The 14038-nt window shown below is 48.9% G+C and carries 10 protein-coding genes; 4 read left to right on the top strand and 6 right to left on the bottom strand.

Going from position 1 to position 14038, the window contains the following annotated elements; genetic code table 11:
* Positions 1 to 41: 41 nt before the first annotated feature.
* On the bottom strand, positions 42 to 1355 hold the full coding sequence (locus tag ACE3K2_RS25630; RefSeq protein ID WP_421896707.1) for an ABC transporter substrate-binding protein: 1314 nt from the start codon (positions 1353 to 1355) through the stop codon (positions 42 to 44).
* Between the two features lie 451 nt (positions 1356 to 1806).
* Here ACE3K2_RS25630 and ACE3K2_RS25625 point away from each other — a divergent pair, with 451 nt between their 5' ends.
* The 3 genes from ACE3K2_RS25625 to ACE3K2_RS25615 all read left to right on the top strand — a co-directional run bounded on the left by ACE3K2_RS25625 (position 1807) and on the right by ACE3K2_RS25615 (position 5374).
* Entirely contained in the window at positions 1807 to 2997 is a 1191-nt protein-coding gene (locus ACE3K2_RS25625) for an AGE family epimerase/isomerase (RefSeq protein ID WP_421896704.1), read from the top strand.
* Complete coding sequence (locus ACE3K2_RS25620) at positions 2994 to 4178, top strand: glycosidase (protein WP_421896701.1); 1185 nt, start codon at positions 2994 to 2996, stop codon at positions 4176 to 4178. The genes ACE3K2_RS25625 and ACE3K2_RS25620 overlap by 4 nt, the downstream gene beginning before the upstream one ends.
* Positions 4179 to 4318: 140 nt before the next feature.
* On the top strand, positions 4319 to 5374 hold the full coding sequence (locus tag ACE3K2_RS25615) for a substrate-binding domain-containing protein (protein ID WP_421896698.1): 1056 nt from the start codon (positions 4319 to 4321) through the stop codon (positions 5372 to 5374).
* Positions 5375 to 5530: 156 nt separating this feature from the next.
* Here ACE3K2_RS25615 and ACE3K2_RS25610 read toward each other — a convergent pair whose 3' ends face one another.
* Both ACE3K2_RS25610 and ACE3K2_RS25605 read right to left on the bottom strand, forming a co-directional pair.
* The gene (locus ACE3K2_RS25610; RefSeq protein ID WP_421896695.1) at positions 5531 to 6958 is read right to left on the bottom strand and encodes a hypothetical protein; all 1428 of its coding nucleotides are present in this window, start codon (positions 6956 to 6958) and stop codon (positions 5531 to 5533) included.
* 289 nt (positions 6959 to 7247) lie between these two features.
* Entirely contained in the window at positions 7248 to 7763 is a 516-nt protein-coding gene (locus ACE3K2_RS25605; RefSeq protein WP_062836740.1) for a DUF2179 domain-containing protein, read from the bottom strand.
* Between the two features lie 338 nt (positions 7764 to 8101).
* Here ACE3K2_RS25605 and ACE3K2_RS25600 point away from each other — a divergent pair, with 338 nt between their 5' ends.
* Positions 8102 to 9316, top strand: a complete 1215-nt coding sequence (locus tag ACE3K2_RS25600) for a Leu/Phe/Val dehydrogenase (RefSeq protein WP_421896691.1) — start codon at positions 8102 to 8104, stop codon at positions 9314 to 9316.
* Between the two features lie 241 nt (positions 9317 to 9557).
* On the opposite strand, the gene ACE3K2_RS25595 is transcribed toward ACE3K2_RS25600, so the two are convergent.
* From ACE3K2_RS25595 to ACE3K2_RS25585, 3 genes are all read right to left on the bottom strand, one after another.
* Positions 9558 to 11225, bottom strand: coding sequence for a hypothetical protein (locus ACE3K2_RS25595; protein ID WP_421896688.1), 1668 nt, complete (start codon positions 11223 to 11225; stop codon positions 9558 to 9560).
* Position 11226: 1 nt separating this feature from the next.
* A complete protein-coding gene (locus ACE3K2_RS25590; protein WP_421896686.1) occupies positions 11227 to 12012 on the bottom strand; it encodes an ABC transporter ATP-binding protein in 786 nt (261 codons plus the stop codon).
* 269 nt (positions 12013 to 12281) lie between these two features.
* Positions 12282 to 13790 (bottom strand): RICIN domain-containing protein, encoded by a 1509-nt coding sequence (locus ACE3K2_RS25585; RefSeq protein ID WP_421896683.1) that lies wholly within the window; start codon positions 13788 to 13790, stop codon positions 12282 to 12284.
* Positions 13791 to 14038: the final 248 nt, after the last annotated feature.

Genomic DNA, 14038 nt, shown 5'->3' with positions numbered 1-14038 from the left:
CCGCAGTCTGTTCACCATCTGATCCTTTTACGTTAATCCAATTATTTCGTGAGTTCTGCTCGTGCTTTTACCCACTTATCGTTCAGATCCTTCATGATGTCGTCATATGATTCCTTGCGGTTACCGATACCCGCTTCGATAATGCGTTTCTTGAAGTCTGGCTGCCAGAGGCCAATTTCACCTTCGTTATCGATCTTATCAACCAGACCTTCCTGGCCTTCTTTGGCAGGTGTAAGTGTAGAGAATTGAACGTCTTTGTATTGATCCAAAATCGGTGGCAATTCTGCGTTTTTGTCTGCATCCATACCGCCACCCTGTTCTACTGCGTAATTCGATTTTGCCAGGAACCAGTCAATCCAGGCTTTGGCCGCGGGTTTGTTCTCACTGTTCACGTTCATTCCGATGTTATAGTCGGCGGAGAGTGGTACCACAACATCAGTTGCATTGGTTGGGAAAGGTAAAAATCCAATGTCATCCGGTGTATCCGTCATCCCCTGGATCTGTGTAATCGCCCAAGAACCAAGTGCCATTGTGGCAATTTTGCCTTTGGCGAGATCAGCCTTGGAGCTTTCCCAATCGGTTGTTGTTGGATCTTTCTCAATCAGACCGTTCTTGGCTGCATCATAGAGCACTTTGTACAGTTCATAGTGCGGCTGACCCGGCACAAAGTTATCATCTGTGTTTGGTTGGTCCACATTAACGTAATCCACGCTGCCCGCAACGGTTGGCAGGTCTGATTCCCATTGGGTTAATGCCCAACCGGATGCGTAGTTGGTATAGAGCGGAACGGCATCCGTATTGTCTTTGATCAACTGAAGCGCCGCCTGGAATTGCTCCGGTGTTTTCGGAACTTCCATAATGCCTGCGTCTTTGAAGACCTGTTTGTTATAGATAATTCCGGAGAATGTGATGACGGTAGGAATACCATACACTTGACCATCCACCATGCGTTCCTCAATGGCGGTGTATTTGTCTTTCAGTTCATCGTACGTGCCAAGCGGCTCGAAAAAGTCCGGGATATCCGCGATCGGAACACTGGTGGGGATCATCAATACGTCACCATAATCCTTGGTGCTCATACGGATCTTCACTTGTCCTTCATAGTCGGCCAGTGCCTGGAAGTTTACTTTGACATCCGGGTATTCCTTATTGAACTCCGCCGCGTAGTCTTTGAACACGGTATCCACAATATCTGTCCGTTGCGTCAGAACAGTGATTTCACCTTTGATATCTGCCGGATCTGTGCTGATCTCCTCTCCTGCTTGCGAAGATCCACCTCCGGATGAACATGCAGCAAGTAGTGAAGTGATGAGCAGCATCGTCAGCAACATCATCCAACCTTTGTTTTTTCTCAATTGTTTCGACCCCTCTCTTAATTTAATTAAGTTATCGTTAAGGTTACAAAATGAATTCTATTATGGTAACGCTTACGTGTCAATTCATTTATTTATACCCTACCAAGAAAAATTGCGAGTCATTTCGTTGACATCTGTTTTTCAGCGCACTAATATTAGTTTATAAAGTTACCGTTAACTTAATTATATAAACTGATTAAACATTTATACAAAACGGAGAGGACAGAAAGAACCTGAAGAATCGGAGCGTTCGCCCAAAAGCTTTCTGAAAGAAAGCTACATCGGAAGCTTATGCTATCACCGGAATTTCACCTTTGAAAAAGGGAATCAAGAAAATCTGGGGATAACAGCGATCGGAAGGTTATTCTGTCATCGGAGTGGCCAGTGTAAATATTCTTTAGTTCAATTTATATATTAAGATTTATGTAACACGTTGAAGGAGCGCTCACTTATGAATACAAAAACACCCCAACTCCAAGCTGAGATTAAAGCGCATTGGGAGATGCAGATTTTACCCTTCTGGTCCAACCTCATGGATACAACCCACGGTGGGTTCTACGGCTGGGTGGGCAATGATCTTCAGGTGAATCCACAGGCACCCAAAGGCGGGATCGCCACGGCACGGCAACTCTGGTCTTTTGCAGCAGCGTATCGGGTTACCGGAAACGAAAGATGGCGCGATCACGCGGAGCACGCCTATCGTTTTCTCGCAGATCATGTGATGGATACTGAACATGGCGGTATGTACTGGATGGTAGATTACAGAGGTGAAGCGCTGGACACGAGCAAACATGTGTATACGCAATCATTTGGCGTGTATTCCCTCAGTGAATACTATCGTGCGACTGGTGATGCTTCTGCATTGGAACTTGCGAAAACGCTTTTTGCTCTCATCGAGGACAGAGGTCTGGATGCCGAACGACCTGCATACAAGGAACAATTTGATCGTACATGGAAGGAACAGCCCAATGAAATGCTGAGTGAAAACGGGGTGATTGCGGATTACACCATGAATACGCATATCCATGTGTTAGAGGCCTACACCACGCTCTATCGCGTGTGGCCGGATCAACAAGTGAAGGCGGCGCTGGAGCGCCTGCTCGGAATTCTATATGAACAGGTGTATGACCAAGACACCAAGTTTCTCGGGGTATTTTTCAACAAACAGTGGGAATCCATCATTGACCTGCGCTCGTTCGGACATGACATTGAAGCCAGCTGGCTGATTGACGAAGCTCTGAAAGTTCTCGGGATGGAACAACATCCGGAGTATGCGGCGATGGTAACGGACATTGCCTATAACATCTCCAATGTCGCCGTGAATGCCGATGGTTCCCTCCTAAATGAACAAGAAGGTGAACATATCGATGAGAAGCGAATTTGGTGGGTTCAGGCGGAGGCGATGGTTGGCTTCTATAACGCATATCAGCGCACAGGTGACCCATTGTTTCTGGACAGAGTGAAACGCCTGTGGACCTATACGCAAGAAAACATCATTGACCAGCGCGCTGGCGGAGAATGGTACTGGTCGGTTGACGAGAACGGCACACCGGATCAGAGCGAAATTGCCGGACCGTGGAAATGCCCGTATCACAATAGCAGATTCTGTATTGAACTAATCGAGAGGATGGGATCAGAATGATACACCCGAAATACAAGGAGTTACTGGAGAAACAGGAGCAGTTGCTTACTCGCCCCAATAAGATCAATTCTTCCTTCTACAATGGCGTATATGATCGGTATCAATATCCGGTAATCACTCGCCATCATGTGCCGCTGCATTGGAGATTCGATCTGGATGAGACAACCAACCCGCATTTTATGGAACGCCTGGGCATTAATGCAACGTTGAATCCGGGTGCCATCTATTTTAATGGCAAATACATCATGGTCATTCGTACGGAAGGATTGGATCGTAAATCGATCTTTGCGCTTGCGGAGAGTGACAATGGAATTGACGGGTTCCGTTTCACGGGTAAACCATTGGTCTGGGATGATATCGATGCGGATGAAACCAATCAGTATGACATGCGCCTCGTTCAACATGAAGACGGCTGGATCTATGGCATCTATTGCTCGGAACGCAAAGACCCGGAGGCTCCGGCATTTGATACATCCAGCGCAGTGGCACAGGCAGGACTGGTTCGGACACGAGATCTCACAAGCTGGGAACGGTTGCCCAACATCACAACGAATTCCCCTCAACAGCGCAATGTCGTATTACACCCGGAATTTGTGGATGGAAAGTATGCCTTCTACACCCGTCCACAGGACGGATTCATCTCGACTGGCAGCGGCGGCGGTATCGCCTTTGGTCTGTGTGAGGATATCTTGAACCCGGTCATTCATGAAGAGACAGTTATTGATGAACGGCAATATCATACGGTTTACGAAGTCAAAAACGGTCAGGGCCCTGCTCCGCTCAAGACGGATCGTGGCTGGATTCACATTGCTCACGGGGTTCGGAACACCGCAGCAGGACTGCGTTATGTGTTATACACTTTCGCAACGGATCTGAATGATCCCGCGCGCGTAATTGCCAAGCCGGGCGGCCACTTCATCGCCCCTTATGACGACGAGCGTGTAGGCGATGTGTCCAATGTTATTTTCTGCAACGGTGCTGTGGTCAATGAGAAGGAAGAAGTCTTTATCTATTACGCATCCAGTGATACCCGCTGTCATGTGGCAACAACCACCCTGGAGAAACTGGTCGATTATACGTTTAATACACCGTCCGATCCGTATCGTTCCCTGGACTGTGCCAGCCAGCGGGGTCAGCTGATTGAACAGAATGAGAAGCTTCTCCAGAAACAATTAACGTAACATCGGTAGAGCGTTCTCCCAGGGAAACCTGCAATGTGCTGAAAATTAGCCAAACAACAGCCCGAATGCCTTTATTCCAAGTGGGTAACGATGTATACTGATATGGATTGTTATTATGTTGGAGGAAAGCACTCATCATAATGACAGCACATTGTGCCCATACCGGCTTGAAGGAGGCGACCATACTGAAGAACAATATCACCATGCGGGATATCGCCGACAGGCTCGGGGTCAGCAGTGTGACCGTCTCGAAAGCATTGAATGATAAAGATGGCGTGAGTGGCGAATTAAAGGAAAAAATTAAAGTGCTTGCTGCCCAAATGGGCTATAGGTATAATGCCGCTGCCCGTTCGATGAAGGAAGGCTTAACCCATAATATTGGTGTAATTATCCCGGAGCGTTTTACCGGACCTACGCAGTCGTTCTATGTACGCGTGTTCCAGCGCATTACGAAACATCTGGAGGAACAGGGCTACTACGGTATTCTACATATTCTGAATGTGGAGGATGAAGAGGAATTAACACTGCCCAAGCTGTACAGCGACAACAAGGTCGATGGTTTCATCGTGCTCGGACAGATCAGCAAAGAGTATATTGAACTGGTGCGATCGATGGAAGTTCCCAAAATGTTTCTCGACTTCTACGATGAACATTCGGACATTGATTCCGTTGTTACCGATAACTTCTACGCTGCCTATGAGCTGACGAACGTTCTGGTTCAGCAGGGCCACCGCAACATTGCCTATGTAGGGAACCTGTATTCCACGAGCAGCATTCAGGACCGATTCCTCGGGTATTACAAATCCTTGCTGGAACATCGGTTGCCGATGAATCCGGATCTGGTTCTGAATGATCGGGATGAACGAGGTACGTTTATTGAGATTGATCTGCCGGAGCAGCTGCCAACGGCCTTTGTATGCAACTGTGATCAGGTCGCTCATCTGCTCGTCCAGAAACTGACTTCCATGGATATTCAGGTACCTGGCCAATGCTCTGTTGTTGGTTTTGATAATGATATCTATGCCATGCTCTCCGATCCCAAGCTGACAACCGTTGAAGTGGATGTGGAACAGATGGCGCGGACGGCGGTCCAGTCGATGCTCAAAAAGGTCGACAACCCAAACCGCAGTTTCGGCCGTGTACATGTGAAAGGTAATATCATCTATCGTGACTCGGTAGGTTCTGTGCCCAATTGATCATTGAATGGATAAAAAGAGTGCTCCCGGCCATCAAGGCTGCAGGAGCACTCTTTGTTATAACCGAAAGCCCTCTTAACTGGAACCCGGAATCGTTACGGAAATACAAACGGTAAAGGGTACTCCCTCTGCCCCAAAACCGGATTACACGGATACTTAATAACTCGTCTTCAACCAATTGTCCTTGGACCAGGTCAGTTTACCTGAACCCGCGCCATTGGAAGCCGTGAGGCGTGCATTCAACGTGGATGGATCATCTGTGGTATAGCTGTAAGGAAGTGTTGAGAAGCCGTTCCAGGAGAACGATTTTACCACGGCCGGGATTGGCGCCAGCGGACTGCCGGACGTATCACTGCTGCCCCGGAAGGAGCTGCCATCCAAAGAATACATCGTATCGGTCACTCTGATTTTGCCGGTATAGGTTGGGTCTGCCGGATCGGTCTGATTGTTACGAACAGGATACAGCACGTCCTTAATGACTGATTTTTCAACCAATACAGCTCCGCTCTCCGTAGAGATCGCCCCATTGCCAATGATATCGAACTTATAACCTTTGGACGCAATCGCTGTTGCCATCGCCGTTGTAATTTTGGCCTTAGCGGCACGTGCCCCTGTTGCGTCCATCACGATGTTGTATGCATGTGCGTTACCTCCACGCAGGCGTGGCATCCGGTCCTGAATATCCTTGTACAAGTTATGGTGGAGCGTCATGGACAGGTTGGCGTTAGCCGATTCCAGGCTGGTCGAACCGACCAGATGCCCTTTCTTTTGTGGTCCAGAGATGGCGATAATATCGGCTTTGCTAAGACCTACGGCACTGCTGCGCAGATAGTTATACATGGGATAGGAAGCCTTGTTTGCTTCCAACTCATTAATCTGCTGGGTAACCCAGCTGTTCGAGCTACCGTCATCCCCTTTGAAGAGGGACCAGGAGATGGTCACGCCGCTGGTTCCTTTTTTCGAATCGACGAGTCCGTCATAGGCTTTATTAAATGTGCAGTGATCAATCCATACGTTGCTGTTCTCCTCCAGGGTGATGTAATCCCAGTCATTCTTGTCGTAATCACCTTTGGTGGATTCATCCCATTCCCATAACTCATCAAATTCCAGGTTGCGGATGATCACGTTGGAGCTTCGTTTTACGCTGATCGCAGCGTGTTTTATTTTGGAGCCGTTGGCGGAGAAAATGGTGAGTCCATTGAAACCATCAATCGTGAGCTTGCTGACACCTGTCTGCTTCAATACGGGATGTGTCAGTGCATCATTATGCTTGGCAAAAGGAGAAGTCTGCGCTGCGCTCGGAATTTCATTCCATCCCAGATTCAGATCGTTCATGATCTCAACAACTTTGACACCGGAGTTCTTTTTCAGAGCCAGCGCCAGATCAGTCGCATTATACACTTTCTTATACGTGGCTGTGTTCGATTCGCTGATGATCCCGCCGCCCGCGTTACCTTGGGAGAAGCCTGTGAGATTGTAGTCTGCGTTACCCGCTGCCTGCACACTTGCCGGTCCGGACAATAATGTTAGTCCCAACGTTATAGCCAAGGCTGTACTGCACCAGCTTCGAAATGTCGTTTTCATCGATTCCATTCCTCCCGATTTATAATGATTACATCCGTCCATCGCTGCCATGCCGGGTTACGAAGGACATGTTCTCAATGTAAATGTCGAAAGCGATTACAACAATAATCCCTATCTCACATTCAGGAAGAAGTGCTGATGTGGTGAGGGATTGTACTGGAAGTAACCTTGAATCGTACAGACTTAACTTGGGGAGTAAGGTTGCAGGGATACATGGAGGTAACCAGGAGGTGTCGGATAAAATGAAACTAAAAAAGCAGGACTGCATCTGCTGCAGACCTGCTCGATTTTACTTTTTGATGGAACGTGTCCAGAAGCCGCCATGGAACTGTTTGGGCTCTACGGTAATGACAAATGCTTTGGGGTCCAGATCGAGAATTGTCTGATAGAGCAATTTCTGGTTTTTGCGTTTTGCCAGAATCTCCATCACCAGCCGATCCCCGTCACGTCCACTGCCCACCCACGCGGTAACGCCGTAGCCCTTATCCCGCAGGGCATTCGCAACGTTGCCACCCATCTGGTTACAGATGACTTTAACGGTAACGTAACCGAGTGCAATCTTCTCTTCAATCCAGGCTCCGAGTAACACACCAAGTCCGTAACCGACCGCATAGACGATTAAGGCTGAAGGCTGAGTCAGATATTTGAGCACCAGATTCAGACCGAGCACATAGATCACAATCTCACCCATGCTGATCAGTGCAGCGATATATTTCTGTCCTTTGAGTGTCAGAATCATCCGGAGTGTATAAGCCGATACGTACACAATCTGGATCAAAAAGATAAATACCAATATTTTAAACAATCGTAATCCCTCTTTCCTGGCCCTCACAACGGAATCGGCCCTTTGCTGCATCTACTCGACGAGTTTGTTTCATCTACGTTGCCTGTACGTTCGCTCTATCTCCATCATTGGACTTTATACCCTCGTTCTAAACGGTTAGGTGTAAATCCGTAGGCATTCTCTGCTCTCTGGCATACCGGAACTGCCATTATAGAACCGTTTGTACCGATTATCAACCCGGCGGAGGTCCCAGGGTCGAAAACCGGTGCCTGTGAATATGCTGTATCATCATAACGCTGACTACGATCGTACAGAATACAGGATGGATGGGTCAAAACAAAAAAAGGGGGGGTACCGTCATGCAGCTATGGCAGGAGATGGAGCGGGAAGGCATGGAGGAACTCATTTTTTGCCATGATGCGCATAGCGGATTGAGGGCGATCATTGCCATTCATAACACAGCCCTTGGACCTGCGCTTGGTGGATGCCGCTACTGGACGTATGCATCCGAGGAAGAGGCTGTTCGGGACGCAATGAAGCTTGCCAGAGGCATGACGTACAAAAATGCAGTCTCCGGACTGCCCTATGGCGGCGGGAAAGTGGTCATATGGGATTTACCTTTTGCAAAGAATGCAGCACCGGATGAGGAAGGTTACGGGTCTGTTAGTGGTGATCCGGTCGCTGGAGATCCAGGGGTAGAGCAACGAAAGGCCGCTGGCGCGGAACGGGAAGTTGTCGCTGAGGAAGTATCGCATCATGTAGATAGGAACCCGGATACAGACGCATCCAGGCGGGCGCAGCGCTTTCGCGCACTGGGACGTTGTCTGGAGCGGCTGAACGGGCGGTACGTGACCGGTCTTGATCTGGGTACCACGGCGACAGACATGGACCAGATCCGACTGGAGACTGCACATGTGACGGACACCACCGGTTCACTTGGGGCGCAGGATGACTTCACTGCCGAGATGACCGCCTACGGTGTACACATCGGCATTGTGACCTCGCTGCGCCAGCAAGGCATTGCATCTTTGCAGGGCATTCCCGTTGCAGTCCAGGGACTGGGCAAGGTCGGGTATGCCCTGTGCCGTTACCTGCATGCAGCCGGGGCACGGCTCATTGTGGCAGACGTTGTACCGGAGCGTGTACAACGTGCCCTTGTGCAGTTCAGCGGCGCCATTCCGGCCGATCCGGCCCATATCCACGCCGCTGACTGCAAGGTCTTCGCCCCCTGTGCCCTAGGGGGCGTACTGACCCCGGCAACGGTGGAGGAGCTGCGCTGCTCCATCGTTGCCGGGGCGGCCAACAACCAGCTGAGTGAACGACAGCTGGTTGCAGGCCGCATGCAGGCGCGCGGCATTCTGTACGCACCTGATTATGTGCTGGGCGCAGGCGGAATCATCTCCACCGCCTACGAGCTGGAAGGCGCCGGGCCTGACCTGATCCGCCAAAAGGTGGCGGGGATTGCAGGCACACTAAGCAAAGTATACGCAGAAGCTGCGCAATCTGCGATCTCCACAGCCGATGCTGCCGATCGGTTAGCGGAATCCATCCTTCGATTAGGCTATAAAAAATAGGGTTCTCCCTCCTGAGAGCCTCCACTGCTCCACTTCATTTTAACGAACCTGATACACGTTATTTGCCCCTGTTAGCATGAATCTAATATCTAACGAATCACAGAGAAGCTATTGTGCCTAGTTTGTAGCATCACCTATCAAAAAGAGCTAAGCCCGACAGCAGCGTCCAGGTTAGCTCTTTTACCCTCTCTTATTGTCTAGCGCTCTTACTCTCTTACTCTCTTTCTATAGTACTCTATTCTCAAACCGCAACCGACCTCTCACCTGCTGTCTTCTTCTCCCGAAACAGCAGCGTCCATAACAACACATTCGCCACAATCAGTAGCGCACCATAGATCCACACGCCCCCTGACACGGAACGGAAAAAGACATGGACTCCCCATAACATGGCAAGCACAGGGAGGGCGGCAAATACATACCAGCCATCACTTTGCTGCGCCATACTGAAGGATTGGGAGAACGGCGGCTTACGCAGCAATAACTTGCCTGCCAGCGGGACAAGCGCGGTCGCCGTCAACAAGATGATCGCAATATCTGGCAGTATCCGTAATCCGAATGTCCAGGTAAACAGAACGGCATTTGCCAGAAATATAGGCAGGAACATATTGCACAAGAACGCCTTCAGAGCGCCTTTGTATAACGCGCTATCATTTGCCATCGGTGCAGCCCGAAAGGTCCAGAACGCCTTGTATTGCCCTGAAAATTTCAGCATAACCACAACCGTAACAACCAGCATCAGCACGATATAAAAGGTGTATACAAACGAACTTTGCCTGAACTCCGCCCAGGTGGAGGATTGCAATTGGGTAAACCAAAATATATAAGGCAAAACAAATGATAAACCAAGCGATGGATACACCTTCAGTTTGAATTCCCGTTCATTGCGCATCATGCTGGCTGACAAACGGAAGCAAGCTTGCTCCTCTCTGGAACGACTGACCACCTTGGAGATCAACCGATCCCATCTTCCACGTCTGCGTCCGGAGGACTGACCCGAATGTGCCATTTTTTCCAAATACAACTCAAAGGAAGGCATAAGCTTCACATATATGATCAGACTTACCACCGGAACCAAGACTGCCAGTGCTGTGAACGTATAGATCCACACATTCCCACCGCCCGCGAATAACCATTCATAGACAGCCGCATACCATAACGGAGGCAGCAGCAGCTGCCACCAAGCCGGGGTAAATACCATCCCAAAATCAATAATGCTGAACGAACGAATCACCAGCTGATAACCGATCGCAATCCCCACGGAAAGCAGGATCTGTACCATATTGATCATATCCTTCAGCTTCTCACCATCCAGAAACTTCATCATGAACAGATAGATCAGGGACGTTGTCACCAGAATCAGCATATTGATCAGAATCAGATCCACGAGGAAGATCAAAAAGAATAACACCCCGTGCGTCACCAACGCAGCAATTAACGGTATGCCAGTTAAAGAACCCGTCAACAGCAGCAGATATACGCCTGCATGAATGGCTCGGGCCATACCTACCGTTCGTGCATTAACAGGCTTGGTCATAATGATATTACGATCCCGAATGTCCAGCAGTACGGATGAAAAATCCGAGATCATGGACGTCATGATCATAAACATTAAGATGCCAAACACAAGGCCCATCTGAAGCATGAAATGCCCCGTATCCCAGACAATGAAGGGGACCATCATCAGTCCCATTAATCCATACATCCACAGGGAACGAAGAAACTGATTGCCTTCCTTGCGCTCTTTTTTCCCTGAATTGTTGGACAAGATGGTAGGTACTCTGCGTTGATCCATCTGAAATTTCACCCGCAAAATCAGGCGCAGCACATCATAATCAGCTCCTGTTCTGGCGATGATCGGACGAAAGCGATCCAGAATCTTGAGTGTGCGGAAGTCGGAGGATTTCTCCATATCAGTACACCTCCTGCACAATCGATACAAATCGCTCAGCAATGGCTATATGCTCATTGAAGCCTGTCAATTGATTAAATACTTCCTCCAGCGTCCCTTCCATGGACTGCTGTTGGAGCTGCTTGAACGTCCCATCAGCCACGACACGTCCTTCAGCGATGAGTACAATTCGACTGCTGATCTTCTCTACCACATCCATGATGTGGGACGAGTAAAAGATGGTTGTACCTTTGGCTGACAACTGCGATAAAATCTCTTTGACCACCATCACACTATTGGCATCCAGTCCGCTGAGAGGTTCATCCAGGAACAGCAGTTCCGGGTCATGAAGCAGCGCCGAGATCAGCAATACTTTCTGACGCATACCTTTGGAGAAGGAGGCAATGCGGGCATGATATGATTTTTCGAGTCCAAAACAATCCATTAACAGCCTCGCTTTATAATCCGCATCCTCATAGGACATGCCATACAATTCTCCCGTAAAAGTCAGATATTCCGCAGGCGTTAATTGTTCGTACAATTCCGCGACCTCTGGAACATAGCCGATTCTGCGTTTATACTCCACATCCCCATCCGCAATATCTTTACCAAAGATTCGCACCGTACCTACATATCCTTCAACCAGCCCGAGTAAAATCTTAACCGTTGTACTCTTGCCGGCCCCGTTGGGACCAATATATCCAATCATCTCACCGCGATTCACTTCCAGATCGATGCCATTCAGCACATAACGTCCGTTGTATCTCATACGCAAGCTTTCAATTGAAAGCACTTGTTGTTCACTCACTTCGTTATCCAGCTCCTGTCTCTATTTTTTCTACAATTCTACTAGTTTACCACAGTTTGGGATGATAATGATCGGAAATACATCACGAAGTGAGCCCTCATCTGGTTTTCCCTTTCGAGTAAGAGCATCACGTAACAAGCGTGAACACAGCACAAAGCCCCTATCCCACCTTAAGGTAAGTGACAAGGGCTTTATCTGTAGCTTTATTCGTAGCTTTATCTATAACTTTTTCGGTATTTGGAACCTTATTTGGTAATATCTAAAAAGTCTTACGGCACCTTAACAATCTGAAAATGCTGATTCGTACCGCCATTATCCGTCCACTGGATGGCCGCAGCCCCATCTGCCAAGGATTGACCAGAGATGTCCAAGACCTTTCCAGTACTGCGGTTTTTCAGTTTATAATAACCACCGCCTACATGGATGAGCTGCCATTGCTGGCTGGCCCAACCCCCGTCATTCCACTGTTCAATGACAGCCCCATCGGTCGTGGAACCATTCTCTACACCGATTAACTTACCGCTGGAACGGTTGATGATTTTGACATAGCCGCCACCCGCATCGGTAATCTGCCACTGTTGACTCGTTGTTCCCCCATCTGTTCGCTGCTCCACATCCGCACCGTTGGCGGAAGAACCCCCGATGACATTCAGCAATTTGTTACTCTTACGGCTGATCAGCTGATATGAAGCATTCGGGTCCCAGACATCCGGTGTATTCACTCCGGTCACGATCCCTGTTGCTGTATCAATCGTAATACTGCTGGCCCAGTTCATCGCCAGACTGGTTGTGCTTGGGAATGAAAGTGGCAACCAGACATACTTGGAATCCTGCACAGGTCCGCTCCACGCTCCAGCCCAGCGATCACCCATGTAGAGATAGGAGGTCGTCTGCGAACCTTCTACGGGAACAACATAGGTGGATTGAGAACCATACGTTGTGCTGTCTCCAAAGTTGCTAAGGCCGCTCCATGTGCCTGTTATGCTGGAGGCTGTCGCATATTTGGCCTGATTTGGATTCCAGCCGGTGGCACCCGAGGTGATCAGGAAGTAGACGCCGTCTTTTTTGAATAAAGCAGGTGCTTCTCGATATTGTCCGGGCCACAGTGTTGTGACAAGCGATTCCACACCCAGGAAATCCGGGGTCAGCTTATATATATTCAGATCTGCATTCACTCGGGTCGCGGAGATCAGATAAGCGGTTCCGTTATCGTTGTACACCGTCATATCTCTGGAATCATATCCAAGTGGACGATAACTGCCCACATACGTGTAGTTCCCATCAACCGTATTCGAAGTAGCTACGGCCACTCGGGCCTCGCCATAATCCAGACCATTCTCCTTGTGCATCCAAAGTACATATTTGCCGGTAGCACTGTTGTAGATAACCTTCGGGCGTTCAATGTTGGAGATATTTAGCTCCGTTGCCGAGCTGCTGGTGAGCACATCATTGCGATACTCCCAGTTCTTCAGATCCGCTGAACGATACACCGATACCGCCTTGAACGTTCCATTCGGATTACGATTCTCCCCGAACCAGTAATAATACCCGTCTGCCTTAATCATACCGCCCCCATGGGCATGAACGATATTGCCATTGGTATCCTTGAACTGTACCCCGTTCGTTACACTGAGCGGAGCAGCTGAAGCATTGGGTCCGGGTGCGAGCAACATGCCTAATGATTGCAACGCCAAAACCAACACAAGCAAATAACTTAAGCGGCGGCTAAAGCGGGGTGAATGTGTATTCTTTTTCAACCATCCATCGTTCATAGCCATATCGTAATGCACCTCCATATTTTTTTGTGAAGCGCTTACATAAATTAAAATCGATATGTCTCATCTGCCTCCGATCGATGATGCATTTTAGCATTAAAATTCATGGTCAAACTGGCTGGGCATTCACCTCCTTGATTCCGATTGTATCCGCCACGTTCCTGCTCGAATAGTGAACAATCCGGCGGAAGATGTACATTTTCATACTCACACTCTCTTCATTGACAGCAAAAAAGACGCTTCCCCCGAAG

Origin of the sequence: Paenibacillus sp., from assembly GCF_048976745.1 — a bacterium.
Taxonomy (GTDB): domain Bacteria; phylum Bacillota; class Bacilli; order Paenibacillales; family Paenibacillaceae; genus Paenibacillus.
This window is presented reverse-complemented; position numbering and strand designations above follow the sequence as displayed.